The 19210-nt window shown below is 70.7% G+C and carries 18 protein-coding genes; 10 read left to right on the top strand and 8 right to left on the bottom strand.

Translation table 11 applies throughout. The annotated features are described in order from the left end of the window. Positions 1-67 precede the first annotated feature (67 nt). The 6 genes from J1M64_RS05260 (at position 68) to J1M64_RS05235 (ending at position 5809) form a co-directional block, all read left to right on the top strand. Entirely contained in the window at positions 68-1081 is a 1014-nt protein-coding gene (locus J1M64_RS05260; RefSeq protein WP_067714538.1) for a MoxR family ATPase, read from the top strand. Continuing rightward, the gene (locus tag J1M64_RS05255) at positions 1078-2061 is read left to right on the top strand and encodes a DUF58 domain-containing protein (protein WP_206473285.1); all 984 of its coding nucleotides are present in this window, start codon (positions 1078-1080) and stop codon (positions 2059-2061) included. Before J1M64_RS05260 ends, J1M64_RS05255 begins: the two co-directional genes overlap by 4 nt. Beyond that, positions 2058-3038 carry a VWA domain-containing protein gene (locus tag J1M64_RS05250; RefSeq protein ID WP_067714366.1) on the top strand — a complete coding sequence of 327 codons (981 nt, stop codon included), beginning with the start codon at positions 2058-2060 and terminating at the stop codon, positions 3036-3038. Before J1M64_RS05255 ends, J1M64_RS05250 begins: the two co-directional genes overlap by 4 nt. A 66-nt stretch (positions 3039-3104) precedes the next feature. Next, positions 3105-3836, top strand: coding sequence for a 3-oxoacyl-ACP reductase FabG1 (gene fabG1, locus J1M64_RS05245; protein WP_067714369.1), 732 nt, complete (start codon positions 3105-3107; stop codon positions 3834-3836). A 1-nt stretch (position 3837) separates the two neighbouring features. Next, positions 3838-4680 carry an NADH-dependent enoyl-ACP reductase InhA gene (inhA, locus tag J1M64_RS05240; protein ID WP_206473283.1) on the top strand — a complete coding sequence of 281 codons (843 nt, stop codon included), beginning with the start codon at positions 3838-3840 and terminating at the stop codon, positions 4678-4680. A 1-nt stretch (position 4681) separates the two neighbouring features. Then, complete coding sequence (locus tag J1M64_RS05235; protein ID WP_132063335.1) at positions 4682-5809, top strand: ferrochelatase; 1128 nt, start codon at positions 4682-4684, stop codon at positions 5807-5809. A gap of 35 nt (positions 5810-5844) precedes the next feature. Here J1M64_RS05235 and J1M64_RS05230 read toward each other — a convergent pair whose 3' ends face one another. Beyond that, a complete protein-coding gene (locus J1M64_RS05230) occupies positions 5845-6657 on the bottom strand; it encodes a hypothetical protein (protein WP_119191692.1) in 813 nt (270 codons plus the stop codon). A gap of 67 nt (positions 6658-6724) precedes the next feature. On the opposite strand from J1M64_RS05230, the gene J1M64_RS05225 reads away from it, so the two are divergent. Then, entirely contained in the window at positions 6725-7546 is an 822-nt protein-coding gene (locus J1M64_RS05225; protein ID WP_206473281.1) for a DUF3097 domain-containing protein, read from the top strand. Here the strand turns inward: J1M64_RS05225 and J1M64_RS05220 are convergent. Beyond that, entirely contained in the window at positions 7530-8165 is a 636-nt protein-coding gene (locus J1M64_RS05220; protein WP_227022273.1) for a TVP38/TMEM64 family protein, read from the bottom strand. The genes J1M64_RS05225 and J1M64_RS05220 overlap by 17 nt on opposite strands. A gap of 138 nt (positions 8166-8303) precedes the next feature. On the opposite strand from J1M64_RS05220, the gene J1M64_RS05215 reads away from it, so the two are divergent. The 3 genes from J1M64_RS05215 to meaB all read left to right on the top strand — a co-directional run bounded on the left by J1M64_RS05215 (position 8304) and on the right by meaB (position 13550). Beyond that, on the top strand, positions 8304-10142 hold the full coding sequence (locus J1M64_RS05215) for a methylmalonyl-CoA mutase family protein (protein WP_206473279.1): 1839 nt from the start codon (positions 8304-8306) through the stop codon (positions 10140-10142). 1 nt (position 10143) lies between these two features. Next, positions 10144-12450 (top strand): methylmalonyl-CoA mutase, encoded by a 2307-nt coding sequence (scpA, locus tag J1M64_RS05210; RefSeq protein ID WP_119191691.1) that lies wholly within the window; start codon positions 10144-10146, stop codon positions 12448-12450. Between the two features lie 92 nt (positions 12451-12542). After that, on the top strand, positions 12543-13550 hold the full coding sequence (gene meaB / locus J1M64_RS05205; RefSeq protein WP_154827424.1) for a methylmalonyl Co-A mutase-associated GTPase MeaB: 1008 nt from the start codon (positions 12543-12545) through the stop codon (positions 13548-13550). 80 nt (positions 13551-13630) lie between these two features. On the opposite strand, the gene J1M64_RS05200 is transcribed toward meaB, so the two are convergent. From J1M64_RS05200 to J1M64_RS05175, 6 genes are all read right to left on the bottom strand, one after another. Next, positions 13631-14926 (bottom strand): ISL3 family transposase, encoded by a 1296-nt coding sequence (locus J1M64_RS05200; protein ID WP_206473277.1) that lies wholly within the window; start codon positions 14924-14926, stop codon positions 13631-13633. A gap of 199 nt (positions 14927-15125) precedes the next feature. Next, the gene (locus J1M64_RS05195) at positions 15126-15269 is read right to left on the bottom strand and encodes a hypothetical protein (RefSeq protein ID WP_241261156.1); all 144 of its coding nucleotides are present in this window, start codon (positions 15267-15269) and stop codon (positions 15126-15128) included. A 110-nt stretch (positions 15270-15379) separates the two neighbouring features. Continuing rightward, a complete protein-coding gene (locus J1M64_RS05190; RefSeq protein WP_241261170.1) occupies positions 15380-16618 on the bottom strand; it encodes a sigma-70 family RNA polymerase sigma factor in 1239 nt (412 codons plus the stop codon). Positions 16619-16724: 106 nt separating this feature from the next. Next, on the bottom strand, positions 16725-17090 hold the full coding sequence (locus J1M64_RS05185) for a YciI family protein (RefSeq protein ID WP_069390476.1): 366 nt from the start codon (positions 17088-17090) through the stop codon (positions 16725-16727). Between the two features lie 351 nt (positions 17091-17441). Beyond that, complete coding sequence (locus J1M64_RS05180) at positions 17442-17639, bottom strand: hypothetical protein (protein WP_067714393.1); 198 nt, start codon at positions 17637-17639, stop codon at positions 17442-17444. A gap of 74 nt (positions 17640-17713) precedes the next feature. Next, positions 17714-19138: an acyltransferase gene (locus J1M64_RS05175; protein ID WP_206473273.1), complete on the bottom strand. Its 1425-nt coding sequence runs from the start codon at positions 19136-19138 to the stop codon at positions 17714-17716. Between the last annotated feature and the right edge of the window lie 72 nt (positions 19139-19210).

Below are 19210 nucleotides of genomic sequence, written 5' to 3'. Positions count from 1 at the left end.
CGCGAAGGAGCCCTCCGCGGTGAGCGATCCCCATCCCGAACAGTCGAGCCGTCCCGGCGAGCCCCCCGTGAGTGCGTCGACGGCCGCGGAGGACGCACGTCTCCTGGAGCGAGCGGTCTACGAGGTCAAGAAGGTCGTGGTGGGCCAGGACCGACTGATCGAGATGATCCTCGTCGGCCTCCTCTCGCGGGGTCACATCCTGCTCGAGGGCGTCCCGGGCGTGGCCAAGACCCTCACCGTGGAGACCTTCGCCACCGTGGTGGGAGGGAGTTTCCGGCGGCTCCAGTTCACCCCGGACCTCGTCCCCGCAGACATCGTCGGCACCCGCATCTACCGGCAGGGCCGCGAGGAGTTCGATGTCGAGCTCGGCCCCATCCTGGCGAACTTCGTGCTCGCGGACGAGATCAACCGTGCACCCGCCAAGGTCCAGTCCGCGCTGCTCGAGGTCATGGCCGAGGGGCACGTCTCGATCGGCGGGCAGACCTTCCCCATGCCCAGCCCATTCCTCGTCATGGCCACGCAGAACCCCATCGAGAGCGAGGGTGTCTACCAGCTGCCGGAGGCACAACGGGACCGCTTCCTGTTCAAGCTCGTCATGGACTACCCCACCCCGGAGGAAGAACGCGAGATCGTCTACCGGATGGGCTCGACCCCGCCGGAACCCACGCGGGTCCTCGGCGTCGACGCCCTCATCCGGTTGCAGAAGGCCGTCCGCGAGGTGTTCGTCCATCACGCGTTGGTCGACTACGTCGTCCGCGTCACGGTGGCCACCCGCGAACCCGCACGGCACGGGCTGGAGGACGTGGCGCGGTGGCTCTCCTACGGCGCCTCTCCCCGTGCGACGCTCGGGGCCGTCACCGCAGCCCGTGCGCTCGCCCTGGTGCGGGGACGCGACTACGTGGTGCCGCAGGACGTGATCGACGTCCTGCCGGCCGTCCTCCGGCACCGTCTCGTGCTGACCTATGACGCGCTGGCCGACGAGGTCACCGCCGACACCGTGGTGCGACGCGTGCTCGAAGCCGTACCGCTCCCACAGATCAGCGCGGTTCCCGCCCAGGCCGGCCCGCCGCCGTCACGGTGACCGCCGCGGACGAGGGCAGACGCGACGACCCCGTCGACGCGTCGTCCCGTGCGGCCCTGGCCCAGCTGGAACTGCTCGTCACGCGCCGTCTCGACGGGGTACTCAACGGCGACCACCGCGGACTGCTGCCCGGGCCGGGCACCGAGCCCGGGGAGGCGCGGGCCTACGAACCCGGGGACGACGTCCGAACGATGGACTGGTCCGTCACCGCCAGGACCACCGTCCCGCACATCCGTCAGACCATCGCCGACCGCGAGCTCGAGACGTGGCTGGTCGTCGACCTTTCGCCGAGTCTCGACGTGGAGGGCCGGCACGGAGCCAAGCGGCGACTGGTCGAGGCCGCCGTCGCCACCGTCGGCTTCCTCTCGGCGGGCGGTGGTAGCCGGGTCGGCATGGTCCTCACCGGGGACGGACGCCCACGCGTCCTGCGGGCGACCGGCGGACGGGACCACGTCCGACGCCTACTGGAGGAGGTGGCGCGGTCGGCACCACGCGTCACGCCGGGGGGCTCGCTCGACGACTGCCTCCACGCCGTCCGGAACGCCGCTCGCCGGCACGGCCTGGTGGTGGTGATCTCCGACTTCCTGTCCGAGGTGGACTGGGAACGGTCGCTGCGCGTCCTGGGCACCCGCCACGAGTTCCTCGCCGTCCACCTGGCGGACCCACTCGACATCGCACTCCCGGCCGTGGGCGCCGCCCTGCTGCAGGATCCCGCCACCGGGGAGGTCCTCGAACTCGACGTCGACGACGCGCTCGCCGCCGACTACCGCCGAACCGCCGGTGAGCACCGCGACCGCGTCCACTCCGCGCTCCGGCGGTGCGGCGCACCCGTCCTCGCCCTGCGGACCGACCGTGACTGGATCCGTGACGTCATCGACTTCGTCGGTGTGCGCCGCCAGGGCGGCCTGCCGACCGGCGACAATCTCGTCCGCGACCTCCCCGACGACCGGCCCGGGACGCAGGAGGTGGCGACGCGATGAGCCTGTCCGAGTTCCAGCATCCGCTCTGGCTGATCCTGCTGGTCGTTCCACTGGCACTCGCCGTGGGATACGTCATCGCGCTGCGGTCCAAGAAGCGCCGGACCGTGCGGTTCGGCAACTTCGGGGTCCTCCGGACCGTCGATCGCCGAGGACGCCGCTGGTTCACGCACGTCCCGGCCGTGCTCCTGGTGCTGTCACTGCTCACCCTCGTGGTGGCCCTCGCCGGCCCACAGCGCGAACAGAAGGTTCCACGGAACCGGGCGACCGTCATGCTCGTCGTCGACGTGTCCCTGTCCATGGAGGCCACCGACGTCTCCCCGTCGCGACTCGAGGCCGCACAGCAGGCCGCCACGACCTTCGCGAACAACCTCACCCAGGGCGTCAACCTGGGCCTGGTCTCCTACGCGGGCACCGCCTCGATGCTCGTCGCCCCCACCACGGACCGGGGACCGGTGGTCCGCGCGGTCGAGCGACTCAGGCTCGACGAGCGCACCGCCACCGGGGAGGCCATCTACACCGCCACCCAGGCGATCACCACGTTCACCGAAAGCCTGGGCGGACCCGACCAGGCACCCCCGGCGAGGATCGTCCTGCTCTCCGACGGCAAGGAGACCGTCCCCGCCGACCCCACCGAGGAGCGGGGCGCGTTCACCGCCGCCGAACGGGCCTCGGAGGCCGGCATACCCGTCTCCACCATCTCGTTCGGCACCCTGTACGGCACCGTCGACATCCAGGGCAGGCCCCAGCCCGTGCCCGTCGACGACGCGTCCCTGCGACAGATCGCCGACATCTCGGGGGGCGACTTCTTCACCGCCTCCAGTCTCGAGGAGCTCGACTCCGTGTACCGCACCCTCGAGGAACAGATCGGCTACGAGTGGAAGAAGGCCGACGCCTCCCGGCCCTGGCTCGTCATCGGCACCCTGCTGGCCATGCTCGCGGCGGCCGGGTCACTGACCGCGCACCGGCGGATCCCGTGACACCGACCGGGACACGAGTGCGGACCAGCGCCGGACCGCCCGCCCCGGCTCGCTAGGGTGGGGGACATGGTTTCCGAGAGCACGCCCGGCACCACCCCCCGAACGGTCCTCGTGACCGGAGGTAACCGCGGGATCGGGCGGGCGGTGGCCGAGCGGCTCCATGCCGACGGCCACCGCGTCGCCGTCACCCACCGCGGGTCCGGGGCCCCCGAAGGGCTCTTCGGGGTGCAGTGCGATGTGACCGACCCCGACTCGGTCGACGCCGCCTTCACCGCCGTCGAGGCCGAGTACGGCCCGGTGGAGGTGGTGGTCTCCAACGCGGGGACCACCGATGACACCCTGCTCATGCGGATGAAGGACGAGCAGTTCACCAGTGTGGTGGACGCCAACCTCTCGGGCGCGTTCCGGGTGGCCAAGCGTGCCTCCCGCGGGATGTTGCGGGCCCGGTTCGGTCGCCTGATCTTCATCGGTTCGGTGGTCGGGCAGTCGGGCACCGCGGGGCAGGTGAACTACGCCTCGTCGAAGGCCGGGCTGGTCGGCATGGCGCGCTCGCTCACCCGCGAACTCGGGTCCCGCAGCATCACCGCGAACGTCGTGGCGCCGGGTTTCATCGACACCGACATGACCGCCGGGCTCGACGACAAGACGCAGGAGCAGGCGATCGCCGCGATCCCGCTCGGACGCAAGGGGTCGGCCGGAGACGTGGCCGGGATCGTGAGTTTTCTCGCCGGTGACGACGCCGGCTACATCTCCGGGGCCGTGATCCCGGTCGACGGCGGAATGGGAATGGGGCACTGACATGAGCCAGACCGACACGGGCGAGAAGGTGGAGACCAGCTCCGGGCTGCTCTCCGGTAAGACGATCCTCGTCACGGGCGTCATCACCGACGCCTCCATCGCCTTCCACATCGCCAAGCACTGCCAACTGCACGGTGCGCAGGTCATCCTCACGGCCTTCGGTCGCCCGTCGTTGGTCAGGGCCATCGCCAAGCGCCTGCCCGAACGTCCCCCGGTGATCGAGTTGGACGTCCAGAGTGAGGACGACCTGGCCGCGCTGGCCGACCGGGTGCGGGAGCACGCCGACTCGGTGGACGGCGTCGTGCACTCGATCGGATTCGCGCCGCCCAGTTGTCTCGGGGATCCCTTCCTCGACGCGCCCTGGAAAGACGTGGCCGTCGCGCTCGAGGTCTCCGCCTACTCCTACGCCTCGCTGGCCAAGGCGGTACGCCCCCTGCTGAACCGCGGTGCGTCGATCATCGGCCTGGACTTCGACCCGCGGTTCTCCATGCCGTTCTACAACTGGATGTCGGTCGCCAAGAACGCGCTCGAGGCGGTCAACCGGTACGTCGCCCGTGACCTGGGTCCCGAGGGGATCCGCTCGAACCTCATCGCGGCCGGGCCCGTCAAGACGCTCGCGGCGAAGGCGATCGCGGGGGAGGCCCTCGGACCCGGTGGCGAACTGGACCAGATGCAGGACGAGTGGGACCGGCGGGCCCCGCTGGGATGGGACGTCGACGACCCCACCGCGGTGGCCACGACGGCCGTCGCCCTGCTCTCGGACCTCATGACCGCCACGACCGGCACGGTGATCTACGCGGACGGCGGCGCGGGGACGGTCTCGTTCAGCAGACAGGAGAAGTGACATGACAGGATCGACGGACGACACCGCGGGGCAGGTCGACACCGTGGGGCAGGTCGACGCCCTGCTCGTGCTCTCATTCGGCGGGCCGGAGGGGCAGGAGGACGTGATCCCGTTCCTGGAGAACGTCACCCGGGGCCGGGGGATCCCGCAGGAGCGCCTAGAGGAGGTGGCCACCCACTACCGCCACCTGGGCGGCCGCAGCCCGATCAACGACCTCAACCGCGAGATCATCGCGAATGTCGAGGCCGAACTGGCCCGCCGCGGCCGCGACCTGCCCGTCTACTTCGGCAACCGCAACTGGACCCCGTACCTCGAGGACACCCTCATGCGGATGAGAGACGATGGCGTCCGCACCGCGGCGGTGTTCGTCACCTCGGCATGGGGTGGATACTCCGGGTGCGGGCAGTACCACGAGGACATCGAGCGGGCACGGGGCGCGGTCGAGAACGCTCCCACGCTCGTGCGCCTGGGACAGTTCCACGACCACCCGAAGTTCGTCGATCGCTTCGCCGCCGACCTGTCACGTGCCCTCGAGGACGCCCGGCAACTGGCCCGCGACGCCGACTCCGACGGTGCCGGGGTCGGTACGGGGGGAGAACCCCGACTGGTGTTCACCGCACACTCCGTCCCGACCACTGCCGACGCCACCGCCGGCCCCAAGAGACTCGGCGGTCACCTCTACAGCCGTCAGGTCAACGATGCCGCGCGTCTCGTCGCCGCGGCGGCCGGGGTGGACGAGTACGACGTCGTGTGGCAGTCCCGGTCGGGGCCACCGAGCGTGCCGTGGCTCGAACCGGACGTCGTGGACCACGTCCGGGACCTCGCGACGCATCAGGGGATACGTGACGTCGTGGTGTGCCCGGTCGGCTTCATCTCCGACCACGTCGAGGTGATCTGGGACCTCGACACCGAACTCGTCGAGGACACCGACGACCTCGGGGTGCGCATCACCCGGTGCGCGACCCCGGGCCCGTCTCACGAGTTCACCGAGATGATCCTGCAGATGCTCGACGAGGTCGAGACGGGGGAGCGGATCGAGCGGCTCGGTGACGTGCCGTCCCTGGGCTGTACCCGGAACGGCGCCCGGTGCGCGGTCGACTGTTGCCCGGCACCCTCGCGGAGAGCGTGACCTGACGCTCCGACGGTCCCGGTCCCCGGGCGTCGTCAGAAGGTTCTCAGCGCCGCCTCGCCGGCCGCGGCCACCGCGGACCGGCGTGCGGCGTCCTTCACCGCGACGAGTCGCCGGAGAACCGGCTCGCGCGCGGCGGGATCCACCCCGACCTCCGGCTGTGCCAGCGCGACGGAGGTGATCGCCTCCACCCGGTCGATCCTGTCCACCAGCTCGAGGACGCGGGACGGGAGCCCGGCCGGCAGGCGGGTGACGTGGGAACGGATGTCGATCCGGGCCACGTCGTTGGTGCGTACGGCGGTGCGTTCGATGAGGTCGGCGGCCTCCACGACGGCTCCACCCAGGTCGGCGAGCGCCTCCGAGGGGCCGGCCGGTTGGGGCGCGACGGGGCAGTCATGGACCCCGCGCGCCCGCCACCGCAGCACCTCGGGATGCGGTTGGACGCAGGTCAGGCACACGGCGTCCCGTGAGCCGGGGTCGCGGACGAGGATCCCCCACCCGGCGTCGGCCACGTCCGCGCGAACCGACGGGACCGGCGGCAGGCTCGAGGAGTCCCCGGGCGCCGTCGTGAGCAGGGACAGGGCCTCCGGCGCCGGGTACGAACGCCCGGCGCGCCGCAACGTCGTGACGAGCCCGGGCAGGAGTCCTGCCGGGCCGGCGGCGGGGGAGACCTCGGCGAGCATCGGGACAGGCGCTCCGACGATCTCCAGCAGGTGCGACTCCGCCAGGCCGGAGACGTACGAGGTCAACTCGTCGAACGGTTGATCCGCCCACGCGGTGCGCAGGAGGTACAGCGGCAGCGGCCACGCCGGGGACAGCGCGGTACTGCGGGTGAGGGGTCGGGACATGACGATCAATCCTACCGGCGGTGTGCCGCCGGCACCCCCGGCGCGGCGACGGCTACCGTGTCTGGCCATGGCAGACATGTACGGCTCCGACATCCTGTCCGGCACGGCGCGACGCCGCCGCCCGGAGGTCCCCGTCGTCGACGCCGAACGGGACCTGGTGGTGGAGGACGCCGAGTCCGGGTTCTGCGGCGCCGTGGTGGGTTTCGACCGGTCCTACGACGGCGAGTTCGTCAAACTGGAGGACCGGCGCGGTCGCGTGCGCCTCTTCGCGATGACCCCCTCGGCGTTCCTCATCGACGGCTCCCCGGTCACCCTGCGGAAGCCGGCCCCGGCAACGCGGCGGGGGCCCGCGGTCACCGCGTCGGGGTCGCGGAAGGTCGAGGGACTGCGGGCCCGCACGGCCCGCGCGGGGCGAATCTGGGTCGAGGGCATCCACGACGCCGCGCTCGTGGAGAAGATCTGGGGCCACGATCTGCGGGTCGAGGGCGTGGTGGTCGAACCGCTGCACGGGATCGACGATCTGCACGCGCTGGTCACCGAGTTCGGCCCCACCCGTCAGGCGAGACTCGGCGTGTTGGTGGACCACCTCGTCGAGGGCAGCAAGGAATCGCGGATCGTTGCCGGACTGGGGCAGGACGTCCTCGTGACCGGCCACCCGTACGTGGACATCTGGCAGGCGGTCAAACCCTCCGCCGTGGGGATCCGCGAATGGCCGGTGGTCCCCCGCGGCGAGGACTGGAAGACGGGGACCTGCCGGCGGCTGGGCTGGGGCGAACCCGCCGACGGGTTCCGCCACGTGCTCGCCTCCGTGAGCACCTACCGGGACATCGAACCCGCGTTGCTAGGAGCGGTGGAGAGGTTGGTCGACTTCGTCACCGAACCGGCCTGACCGGCAGCGTGGCGTCGAGGACCATCCCCACCAGTCCGATCAGGGCGAACCCAGCGGTGGCCCACAGTGCGGCCGTACCGTCACCCTCGGTCAGTGAATGCCCCAGGAGGACCGCGGCAACGGTCCCGGGCGCACTGCCGATGAGGGTGGCCAGCAGGAACTGCGGGTAGGAGATCGAGGTCAGCGCGGCGGCGTAGTTGACCACCGAGAACGGCACCGCGGGTACCAGCCGCAGACTGCCCACCGAGAGCCACCCCCGCCGACGCAGTCGTGCGTCGATCGAGGCCACCCGCGGATCCGCACGCAGCGCCGCTGTCCGGTCGTGCCCGAGGCGACGGACCCCGGCGAACGCCAGTGTCGCCGCGATGCCGGTGGCCACGAGCGACCACGGGATGGCCACGGCCGGGGTGAACAGGACCGCGGCGGTGTAGGTGAAGGTCGACCGGGGGATGGGCGAGACCGTGACGAGCGCGTAGGCGGCGAAGAAGGCAACGGGGAACCACGGACCCAGTCGCGTGGCCCAGTCACGGAACTGCTCCAACCCCGGGGTCGGCACGAGGGTCGCGACCAGGACCACCAGCGCGACGGCCGCCACCCACGCCAACACCCGGTTCCGCACCGGAATGACTGTAGTCGCCGTGATCCGGACGTCTTCCCCCGCAGGTCCCCCTCACCGCGAGGGCGTGTTCCGGCTCCGGTGGGGCTGGACTAGAGTCCGGGGGTGACCCCCTTCACTCCACAAGAGAACGAGGTAACGGTGACCAGTTCGACCACAGGTCCAGACCTTCACTCCTGGTACGCCTCTGTGGGAGCCGTCCTCGCGAAGGCCGCCCGCAAGGATCCCGCCGACATGCCCGAGGACGCCTGGCGCGCACTGGTCGCCACCACGCGCGACGGCATCGAGGTCAACCCGCTGTACACGCGGGAGGACGAGATCGCCGAGCGCCCCGCGCCCGGGCAGTTCCCCTTCGTCCGCGGCGGGGACCGGTCGGGGCTGCCCGAGAGCGGCTGGCACGTCAGCTCGCGCATCGAGGTCACGGGGGAGGCCTCGGAGGTCAACACCGAGATCCTGGACCTGTTGAACCAGGGTGTCTCGGCACTGTGGCTGACCGCCGAGCCCGCCGAGCTGGCAGCGGTCCTCAAGGACGTCTATCTGGATCTGGCCCCGGTCACCTTCGATTCCGGCGCCCGCCTGGTCGAGGTCGCCGAGTCGTTCCTCGCCCTGCTCGACGAGCGCCGCACCGCAGGTGACGGGGTCGTGGACCGCGCCGCCGTCATCGCCGACCTGGGGGCCGCGCCCGTGACCGCCGCCTACGCGGGGACCGGCACGATCGAGATCGACTCCGCGGTGCAGCTGGCCACGCGGGTCACCGAGCGCGAGGAGACCATCCGGACCTTCGTCGCCGACGGCACGGTCTTCCACGCCGACGGCGCCGGCGACGCCCAGGAGTTGGCCTACGCCGTGGCCGCCGGGCTGGAGTACGTGCGTGCGTTGATGACGGCGGGGTTGTCCGCCGCCGCCGCGCTGCGCCAGGTCTCGTTCCGGCTCGCCGCCACCGATGACCAGTTCGCGTCGATAGCCAAGTTCCGCGCGGGACGGCTCATGTGGGCCCGCGTCGCCGAACTCCTCGGCGCTCCCGAGGCCGGTGGCGCTCCGCAGCACGCGGTGACCTCCATGGCGATGATGTCGCGCCGGGACCCGTGGGTGAACATGCTCCGGACCACCCTCGCCGCGTTCGGTGCCGGGGTCGGCGGCGCCACCTCGGTGACGGTCCTCCCGTTCGATGCCTCGGTGCCGGGGGGCCTCGAGAGCACCTCCCGAGCCTTCGCCGCGCGTATCGCCCGCAACACCCAGCTCCTGCTGCTCGAGGAGTCCCATCTCGGCCACGTCGTGGACCCGGCCGGTGGCTCCTGGTACGTCGAGTCGCTCACCGACGCGCTCGCCGACGCCGCGTGGTCGGCGTTGCAGACGATCGAGGCGGAGGGCGGCCTGACCGCCGCGATCTCCTCGGGCACCGTCGCCGACGCCATCGCCCGCGTACGCGAGGCACGCGACGCCGACATCGCCCACCGCACGGCCCCGATCACCGGTGTGTCCGAGTTCCCCAATCTCGACGAGCAGCCCCTCGACGCCTCCCGCCGTGGCGGCGACGACTACCGCTACGGCCGCGCGTTCGAGGACCTGCGGGACCGGTCCGATGCGCACCTGGAGGCCACCGGATCCCGCCCGACCGTTCTGATCGCGGGTCTCGGCCCCCAGGCCGAGACGACTCCCCGCGTGACGTTCGTGGCCAACCTGCTCGCCGCCGGCGGCATCGTGGCACGCAATCCGGTCGTCACCGAGACCGGGCAGTACGCCGGGGCGCACGAGGGCGAGCAGATCGCCGTGCTCTGCGGCGCGGACAAGCGCTACGCGACCGAGGGCTCCGACGCCGTCCGCGCCCTCCGGGACGCCGGGGTGTCGACGGTGTACCTCGCCGGCGCCGAGAAGGGCTTCCCCGCCGACGCCACCGATCGCCCGGACGGGTACCTGGCCCTCGGCATCGATGCCGTCGCCGCCCTGACCACCCTCCTCGACCAGCTGGGAGTGCAGTGACATGACGACCTTCCCCGATTTCAGCACCACCCCGTTGCGGGAGACCTCCGAGGGGGCGCCCCTGCCGGACGGTGTCGAGACCACGGCCGAACACGAGGTGGGTCCCGGCGTCGACGCGGACCCGACGTGGGAGACGCCGGAGGGTATCGACGTCAAGCGCGTCTACACCAAGGCCGACCGTGACGCCGTGGAGGCGGGCACCGCCCCGACCGACGACGGCGAGGAGGTCACCCCCTTCCCGTTGGACACGGTGCCGGGTGCGGCACCCTTCCTCCGCGGGCCCTACCCGTCGATGTACGTCAACCAGCCGTGGACCATCCGCCAGTACGCGGGGTTCTCCACGGCCGCCGAGTCCAACGCCTTCTACCGGCGCAACCTCGCAGCCGGCCAGAAGGGCCTGTCGGTGGCGTTCGACCTGGCCACGCACCGTGGGTACGACTCCGATCACCCGCGGGTCGCCGGCGACGTCGGCATGGCCGGGGTGGCGATCGACTCCATCCTGGACATGCGCGAGTTGTTCGACGGCATCGACCTGTCGTCGGTGTCGGTGTCGATGACGATGAACGGCGCCGTCCTGCCGATCCTCGCGTTCTACGTGGTGGCGGCCGAGGAGCAGGGGGTGACGCCGGACCAGCTCGCGGGGACCATCCAGAACGACATCCTCAAGGAGTTCATGGTCCGCAACACCTACATCTATCCGCCCAAGCCCTCCATGCGGATCATCTCGGACATCTTCGCCTACACGTCGAAGATGATGCCGCGCTTCAACTCGATCTCCATCTCCGGTTACCACATCCAGGAGGCCGGTGCGACGGCCGATCTCGAGCTGGCGTACACGCTGGCCGACGGCGTGGAGTACCTCCGCGCCGGTCTGGACGCCGGGTTGGACATCGACAAGTTCGCGCCCCGCCTGTCGTTCTTCTGGGCCATCGGCATGAACTTCTCCATGGAGATCGCCAAGCTGCGCGCGGGGCGTCTGCTGTGGAGCGAGCTGGTCGAGAAGTTCGGGCCGAAGAACGCCAAGTCCAAGTCGCTGCGGACCCACTCGCAGACGTCGGGGTGGTCCCTGACCGCGCAGGACGTCTTCAACAACGTCGCGCGGACCTGCATCGAGGCCATGGCGTCCACCCAGGGTCACACGCAGTCGCTGCACACCAACGCCCTCGACGAGGCGCTGGCTCTGCCCACCGATTTCTCCGCGCGGATCGCCCGCAACACGCAGTTGCTCCTGCAGCAGGAGTCCGGGACCACGCGGCCGATCGACCCGTGGGCCGGCTCGTACTACATCGAGTGGCTCACCGCCCAGCTCGCCGACAAGGCCCGTCTGCACCTCCTCGAGATCGAGGAGGCCGGCGGCATGGCCCAGGCGATCGGGGAGGGCATCCCCAAGCTCCGCATCGAGGAGGCCGCCGCCCGGACCCAGGCGCGCATCGACTCCGGTCGTCAGCCCGTGATCGGCGTGAACAAGTACGTCGTGACCGAGGATCAGGAGATCGACGTCCTCAAGGTCGACAACTCCCGGGTCCGCACCGAGCAGCTGGCGAAACTGGAGAAGCTGCGGGCGGAACGGGACGAGGACGCCTGCCAGGCGGCCCTGGCCCGCCTGACCGAGGCCGCCTCCGGCGGGGCGAGCAGCGAAATGGACGACAACCTCCTCGCCCTCGCGATCGACGCGGCCCGCGCGTACGCCAGCATCGGGGAGATCTCCGACGCGCTGGAGAAGGTCTACGGTCGTCACAAGGCCGAGATCAAGACCCTGTCCGGTGTGTACCGGCAGGAGGTCACCAAGGAGGGCGCCGTGGACAACGTCACCCGTGCCATGCGGATGGCCGACGCGTTCGCCGAGCAGGAGGGACGCCGTCCCCGCATCCTGCTGGCCAAGATGGGACAGGACGGCCACGACCGCGGCCAGAAGGTCGTGGGCACCGCGTTCGCCGACCTCGGGTTCGACGTCGACATGGGCCCGTTGTTCCAGACGCCGGAGGAGGTGGCCCAGCAGGCCGCCGACGCCGACGTGCACGTCGTGGGCGTGTCCTCCCTGGCCGCGGGTCACCTGACCCTGGTACCCGCACTGCGTTCGGCGCTCGCCGGGGTGGGTCGCGAGGACATCATGGTCACGGTCGGTGGCGTCATCCCGCCGGGTGACTTCCAGGAGCTCTACGATGCCGGGGCCGCCGCGATCTACCCGCCGGGCACCGTGATCGCCGAGGCCGCGATCGGGCTGCTCGACGCGCTCGCCGGCGAGCTCGGCCACGACCTCTCGTCGGCCGCCCCGGGTGAGGGGGCCGGCTCGGAGGTGACGTCCTGACCCGCCTCGGCTCCGGACCCGACCCGGCCGGTTCGGGCAACCTGTCGGGCAGTCTGTCGACCACTGCCGGTACCGGCTCGGTGCGTGGCCCGGTGCCCTCGGCCACCGGGCCGCGTCCGCGGCGCGAGATCGATGTCGACGCACTGCTCGCCGGCGTGCTCGAGGACCGCCGCCCGGTCCTCGCCCGCGCGATCACACTGCTGGAGTCCACGAACCCCGCGCACCGGGAGAAGGCCCAACAGCTCCTGCTGGGCGCGCTGCCGCACGCCGGTGGGGCGCTGCGGATCGGCATCACCGGGGTGCCCGGGGTCGGCAAGTCGACGTTCATCGAGTCCTTCGGCCTGTATCTGGTGGAGCAGGGCCACAAGGTCGCGGTCCTCGCCGTCGACCCGTCGTCCACCCGCACCGGCGGCTCGATCCTCGGCGACAAGACCCGCATGGCCACCCTGTCCACGGAACCGAGGGCCTACATCCGGCCCTCGCCCACGTCCGGGACGCTCGGGGGTGTGGCCAAGGCCACGCGGGAGACGATGGTCCTGCTCGAGGCCGCCGGGTTCGACGTGATCCTCGTGGAGACCGTCGGCGTCGGCCAGTCCGAGGTGACGGTGGCCGGGATGGTCGACTGCTTCACGTTCCTCACCCTCGCCCGCACCGGCGACCAACTACAGGGCATCAAGAAGGGTGTCCTCGAGTTGGCGGACATCGTCGCGGTGAACAAGGCTGACGGCCCGCACGTCAAGGACGCCTCGCGGGCCGCCCGCGAACTCGGGGCCGCCCTACGGTTGGTGCGTCCTGCCGACGCGGTGTGGAAGGTGCCCGTCCTGACCATGTCGGGACTGGAGGCCGAGGGACTGGACCGCTTCTGGGACGCCGTCCGCTCGCATCAGGACACGATGAACGGGATCGGCGAGGTGGAGGCGCGGAGGGCGCGTCAGCAGGTGGACTGGACGTGGTCCATGGTCCACGACACGCTGATGGCCCGGCTGGCCGCCGACCCGGAGGTGCGGAAGATCGCCCCGGAGGTGGAGCAGCAGGTGCGCGAGGGCACGCTGACCGCGGCCCTCGCGGCGCAGGCCATCATCGACGCCTTCGACTCCTGAGCCCCGCCGGGCACCGTCTTGCGCAGTGCGCAGGCTTCGCACCGCCCCCGACCGCCCACACCAAATCCGGCTCTTATGACTCATGCGTGGGCCTTTTGGCGGCCGGGGAGGGTGGGACGGTGGCCGCCGAGGTTGAGCATGGCCAGGGCGATGAGGGCCTCTGGTGAACGGAAGCCGAAGGCCATTCGGGTGATGAGGCGGATCTTGGTGTTGACCGATTCGATGAGCCCGTTGGAGAGGCCGTGTTCGATCGAGGCAAGGATCTCGGTCTTGTAGGTGCAGATGGTGCGCTGCAAGTGGACGAACCGTTCGATGCGGCATCGTCTGGCCCAGCTGATCCACGCTTCCAGGGCGTCTCTGGCCTCGTCGATCGGGAGTTGGAAGATCAGACGCAGGCCTTCTTTGAGCAGGTAGGCGCGGTACAGGGTGGGTTCGGTCTTGGCGATCCACGCCAGCTTGGCACTCTGCCGGGTGGTGAGATTCTCGGGGTTCTTCCAGAGCGCATATCGGGCGTGCTTGATGTCCCGGGCGTAACCGCGGGCCCGGTTGACCTTGTTGGCCAGACGACGTTCACGCAGTTGCCGTTTGTCGCCGCGGGCCTCGTTCCACACCTGTCGACGCACTTCATCCAGGGCATCGGTGGCCCACTTGACCACGTGGAACGGATCGGTACAGCGCACCGCCTCGGGGCACGCTCGGGCTACGACGTCGCCGATCCACTTCGCCCCGTCAGCGGTGACATGGGTGATCTGCCCACACCGGTCGGCCCCGAGAGCGTCGAAAAACGCCTGCACGGTGGCTTTGTCCCGGCCAATGGCAACCCACACCAGGCGACCGGTGTCGTGATCGACCACGATGGTCAGATACTTGTAGTTGCGCTTGTAGGAGATCTCGTCGATTCCGATCCTCCGCAGACCGGCCAACGGATCGGTACCGGCGACGGTGTCGGCCCAGACGCGGGCGATGATCGACCCCACCGTGCGCCAGGCGATGCGCATCAGCTGGCACGTGGCGCTCTTGGAACACTGCGTGGCCAGCCACGCGACCTGCTGGTCAAAGGGTCTGGTGTGACCGGCGCCGTGGCGGGCCCAGGGCACCTGACGCACAGTGGGACCGTGCACGGGGCAGCTCACTCGCGGCGAATCGGCCTCGAGAAACACCATCGTTGAGCCCATATCCAGACTGCGCCAGCGGCGTCGGCCAGCGCCGTTGTCGTACCGGGCCGCCGGCGTCCCGCAGACGCCGCACCGGGCCCAGTACCCCCTTCGAGGGCGAACATGTGCGACCACGATCTGCTCGATGTGGTCGAACTCGACGTTCTCGATAACCGTTCTCTCGACGCCCAGCACCGCACGCCATAGGCTGACACCTCGCACGCCGTTCTCCGCTCTTCGGTTTGGACTTAGACACCCAAAACCTAAGCCGAGAACGGCGTGCTTCTACCCGAGATCCACCGAACGACCCATGGACAGGTCACAAGAGCCCCAAATCCGCTACTCGCACTGCCAATCTGCTACTCGGAATCGGGTAGCGGATCCGGAGGGGGAGTAGCGGATTTCGTGTGCCGCGGCGCGGTCAGCGTTTGCGCAGTACGAACCCGACCGCGCTCATGTGCTGATCGTGCGCGACGAAGGTCCTGCGCATGGCGAGAACCCGCCGGCGGGCGTCGGCGTCGCGGAGGAGGTTTCGGACGATCCGGGCCACGCCGACCATGCCCACGCCGACGATGCCCTCGTCGGCGAGGACACGGCGGGGCTATCCTGCGGGGCCGGGTGGGGGAAGGAGGGATGTGCGGGGAAGGAGGGATGTGCGGGCACGCCCCGCGTCCTTCAGGCGTCCCAGCAGCGCTGCAGGAGGTAGTCACGCTCGGCGTCGTTGCGGGCGAGTGCATGGGCGCGGACCCACGCCCGGCGCGCCTCCTCCGGACGCCCGAGCAACTCCAGGGTGACCGCCCTCGCCTCGTGGAACGGGTGGTGCTCGGCGAGCGCCGGGTCCGCGGACAACTCGTCCAGGTGGGCGATCCCCACCTCCGGCCCGTCTCGTCGCCCGATGGCCACCGCCCGCGCCATCCGGACCACCGGGCCGGGAGCGAGGATCACGAGCACATCGTAGAGGGCCACGATCTGCCGCCAGTCCGTCGACGCGAAGTCCGGGGCCTCGGCGTGCACGGCGGCGATGGCGGCCTGAACGGAGTACGGGCCCGGGCCGCCCGCGGCAGCCTGCTCTGCGAGCGACAGGCCTTCCTCGAGCAGAAGACGGTCCCACGTGCGGCGGTCCTGGTCCGGCAGGGGAACGGGCATCCCGTCGCGACCGGTCCGTGCGGACGCCCGTGCCTCGATCAGCACCATCAACGCCAGCAGACCGGTGACCTCCGGCTGGGTGGGCATCAGACGATGGACGATCCGGGCCAGCCGGATCGCCTCCTGCGTCAGATCCGTCCTCAGGTGACTCGCCCCCTCGGTCGCGGCATACCCCTCGGAGAAGACGAGGTAGATCACGGTGAGAACGGCCGAGAGCCGGTCGGGAAGCTCCGCGCTCCCGGGTACCCGCACCGGGATCCGGGTGACCCGCATCCGCTTCTTCGCCCTGACCAGCCGCTGCTGCATCGTGGGCACCGGCACCAGGAACGCCTGGGCGATCTCGGCGGTGGTCAGCCCCGCCAGGTACCGGAGCGTGAGCACGACCTGCTCCTCGACCCTCAGGGTGGGGTGGCAGCAGGCGAAGAACAGCTCGAGACGCTCATCCGGGATCTCGTCCGGATCCGCGGGCGAGACCTCCACCGCACGGGCCACCCGGTGTTCCTGCTCGACGTGCAGCCGGGCCAACCGCTCCGTCAGAGCCCGCTGTCGCCGGAGTCGGTCGATCGCCTTCCGCGCCGCGGTGGTCATGAGCCAGGCCAGGGGCTTGTCCGGCACACCGGTGACCGGCCACTTCTCCAGCGCGGCCGCGAAGGCGTCCTGCGTCGCGTCCTCCGCGAGGTCGAGGTCGCCGAACCGCGCCACGAGAGCCGCGAGCAGTCGCGAGCGGTCCTCCCGGCGCAGCGCGCCGAGCACGTCGCGAACCGCCAGACCCGGGGCCGCGCTCTCGCACTCCCCGGGTCGGCGGTCACCGGGCGCCCCGCGCTCGGTGCCCACGGCGTCTCCTGGCCCCTCGGTCACCGGTGCCCGGCGTCCGTCAGTACTCTGCGATGGCCCGGACCTCGACCCGGCCACCATGCACTCCCGGGCATCGCCTCGCCCACGCGAGCGCCGCGTCGATGTCGGGCACGTCGATGATGATCGTGCCCCCGACGAACTCGCGGCTCTCCGCGAACGGACCCGAGGTGATGACGGGGTCGCCGCCACCGGCGGGGGCCGCGAGACTGACCGCGGTCTCCGGGTCGTGCAGGGCGAAACCGCCGGCGAGGACCCCCGCGGCCTCGAGTTCGGCATCGAACGCCATGAACGCCTCCGGTCCGGGCCCCTCGACGGCCCCCTCCGGCCCGGCCTCCCCGCACCGGACGTCGTCGATGTTGCCGAAGAGTAAAAGCACGTACTTCATGTCGATCTCCTGACTGTGACTGGTGGATGCCGGCCGCGGTGAAGTGCGCCGACACCTTCATGACGAACGGGCACCCGAAGATCGACAGGTACGGGGAAGGAATCTCCGCGCTCGCGGATTCCGCTCCCGGGGCATCCGCGCAGGAGATGACGCCCGCGGCTGTCTCAGAGGCCGCGCGACTACACTTTCGCGGGCACACGAGGCTCACAGGCTTCAGTGTCGGATGCACACACCGGCATGCTCACCCACACGCGGCAGCTCGTCTGTGAACGACGCGCACGCGAACCGAGTCGGACAGGAGACGACGGGGGAGACGACAGTTGCCGACTCCGAGCCCGCCGATGCTCCGGTTCAGTACCGTTCGTCCGGCACCCGACGGCTCCGCGAGCGCATCGCGAACAGCAGACCGATCACGAAGAGCACCACACCGGCCACCATCAGGATCACCGCGAGGGTGTTCGAGTCGATACCCGGAATGCTGATCTCGACCGCGTACATGAGTATCGCGCCGAGCACCACGAGAACCACTCCGCCGCCGATGTAACCCATAGCTGTTCTCCTTCGTCGTGAGCGAGCGCGTGTCCGCGCTTGTGCGCTCACCCTACGAGAACACGGCGCCGAATTCAGGCGTGCGGGGAGAGCAGCTTTCGTGCCGGTTCCTCGATGAACCGGTGGCTCGCTGCGCCCGCGGCCAGCGAGCCGGCCACGGTGACGGACCAGATGACCCCCATTCGCTGGTCCCATAGCCGCGTGCGGGTGAGGGGGAACGCGGCGTGCAGGACGAGCTGATGCCACAGGAAGATTCCGTACGACCAGGTGCCGACCTTCTGCAACGGCGCGGACTCCAGGACCGGGAACCGCGTGCCCTCCGGGGCGAGGACCACCGGGGCCAGGACGAGGAACGCCATCGTGCCCGCCAGACCGGTCCGGGCCGCGAACTCGACGGGGCCAGGGTGGACGAATCCCTCGGAGAACCATCCGGGAACGGTGGTGGCGACCAGGGCAGCGCCGCCGGCGATCCACCACCCCCACCTCGCGAGTCGATCGCGACACATCCGGGCGAGCGTGCCGGGGGGCGCGGTGACGACCTCGGCCAGCAGCATCCCCGCGGCGAACCAGGCGGCGAACGACGGCGGGAGGATCTGGACGTTGACGTCGGCCGGCAGGATGCCGAGGGCGTGCCACGGGAGCATCGGGAACACGAGACCCGAGGCACCGAACACGGCGATCGCCGGGATACGCCACCGGGCGGAGTCGCCACGCAGGTCCTTCATCGCGGTCCACAGCAGCGGGAAGGCGAGGTAGTACGCCATCTCCACGGCCAGCGACCACGCGTGCGTCAGCCCGGCGACGAGGAAGTTCGACGTGTAGATCTGCGTGAGGGTCAGGTTGGCGATCCAGGAATCCGGGCCGTTGACGTGGTTCTGCTCGAGCAGCAGCATCGCGGCGGCGACCAGCACCGCGTACGACGGCAGGATGCGCACGAGACGCGAGCGCAGGTACTCGCGGGTCGGCCGCGCGGTTCCCGGCTCGTCCCTGCGCGCGTGGGCGGCGTGGGCGCGCCACAGCAGGAACCCGGATTTGGCGAAGAAGACGGCGACCGCCAGGTCGAGTCGCCCGAACAGCCGTTTGACGGGTGACCCGGTGGACGCGCGGGTGACGAAGGCGACGTGGGTGGTCAGCACCCCGACGGCCGCGAGGCCACGGATCCCTTCGAGGGCGGGGACGAATCCCCGGGCCCCGGCGAGTCGGCGTGGCGCCGAGCCGGCCGAGGTCGCGTCCGTGCCCGCCGGGTATCCCGAACGGGTGGCCGTCGCGTGGCCCGCACCCTCGGAGGACGTCGCACCGGGGCCTGCCGCCGGTACGGCCACCTCGGCGCGTTGCCGGATCCGCCGACGCACGGTCTCCCGCGCGGTGGCCACAGCGTGTCGCACGGCGGCCACCGCAGGCTCGGCCTCGCCGGAGGCCACCGCTGCGCGACGTGCGGAGACCCCGGCGACGACCGCCCCGCCCGCGACGACGATCAGGGCGGTGGCGACAGACCTCATGGACTCTCCCGGGGCGGTGAGGTGGGATGACGGCGGTGTCCGGGAGGGCCCAGAGGCCGCCCGGAACATCCG

Source organism: Dietzia sp. KRD202 (assembly GCF_017168155.1).
Lineage (GTDB): Bacteria > Actinomycetota > Actinomycetes > Mycobacteriales > Mycobacteriaceae > Dietzia > Dietzia kunjamensis.
The sequence above is the reverse complement of the archived record's forward strand: the minus strand, read 5'-3'. Positions and strand labels throughout refer to the sequence as shown.

What these genes read in the sequence shown, in the direction of transcription:
- J1M64_RS05250 (WP_067714366.1), top strand. Translation starts at nt 2,058, where the DNA reads ATGAGCCTGTCCGAGTTCCAGCATCCGCTCTGGCTGATCCTGCTGGTC.
- fabG1 (WP_067714369.1), top strand. Translation starts at nt 3,105, where the DNA reads ATGGTTTCCGAGAGCACGCCCGGCACCACCCCCCGAACGGTCCTCGTG.
- inhA (WP_206473283.1), top strand. Translation starts at nt 3,838, where the DNA reads ATGAGCCAGACCGACACGGGCGAGAAGGTGGAGACCAGCTCCGGGCTG.
- J1M64_RS05235 (WP_132063335.1), top strand. Translation starts at nt 4,682, where the DNA reads ATGACAGGATCGACGGACGACACCGCGGGGCAGGTCGACACCGTGGGG.
- J1M64_RS05230 (WP_119191692.1), bottom strand. Translation starts at nt 6,657, where the DNA reads ATGTCCCGACCCCTCACCCGCAGTACCGCGCTGTCCCCGGCGTGGCCG.
- J1M64_RS05225 (WP_206473281.1), top strand. Translation starts at nt 6,725, where the DNA reads ATGGCAGACATGTACGGCTCCGACATCCTGTCCGGCACGGCGCGACGC.
- scpA (WP_119191691.1), top strand. Translation starts at nt 10,144, where the DNA reads ATGACGACCTTCCCCGATTTCAGCACCACCCCGTTGCGGGAGACCTCC.
- J1M64_RS05185 (WP_069390476.1), bottom strand. Translation starts at nt 17,090, where the DNA reads ATGAAGTACGTGCTTTTACTCTTCGGCAACATCGACGACGTCCGGTGC.
- J1M64_RS05180 (WP_067714393.1), bottom strand. Translation starts at nt 17,639, where the DNA reads ATGGGTTACATCGGCGGCGGAGTGGTTCTCGTGGTGCTCGGCGCGATA.
- J1M64_RS05175 (WP_206473273.1), bottom strand. Translation starts at nt 19,138, where the DNA reads ATGAGGTCTGTCGCCACCGCCCTGATCGTCGTCGCGGGCGGGGCGGTC.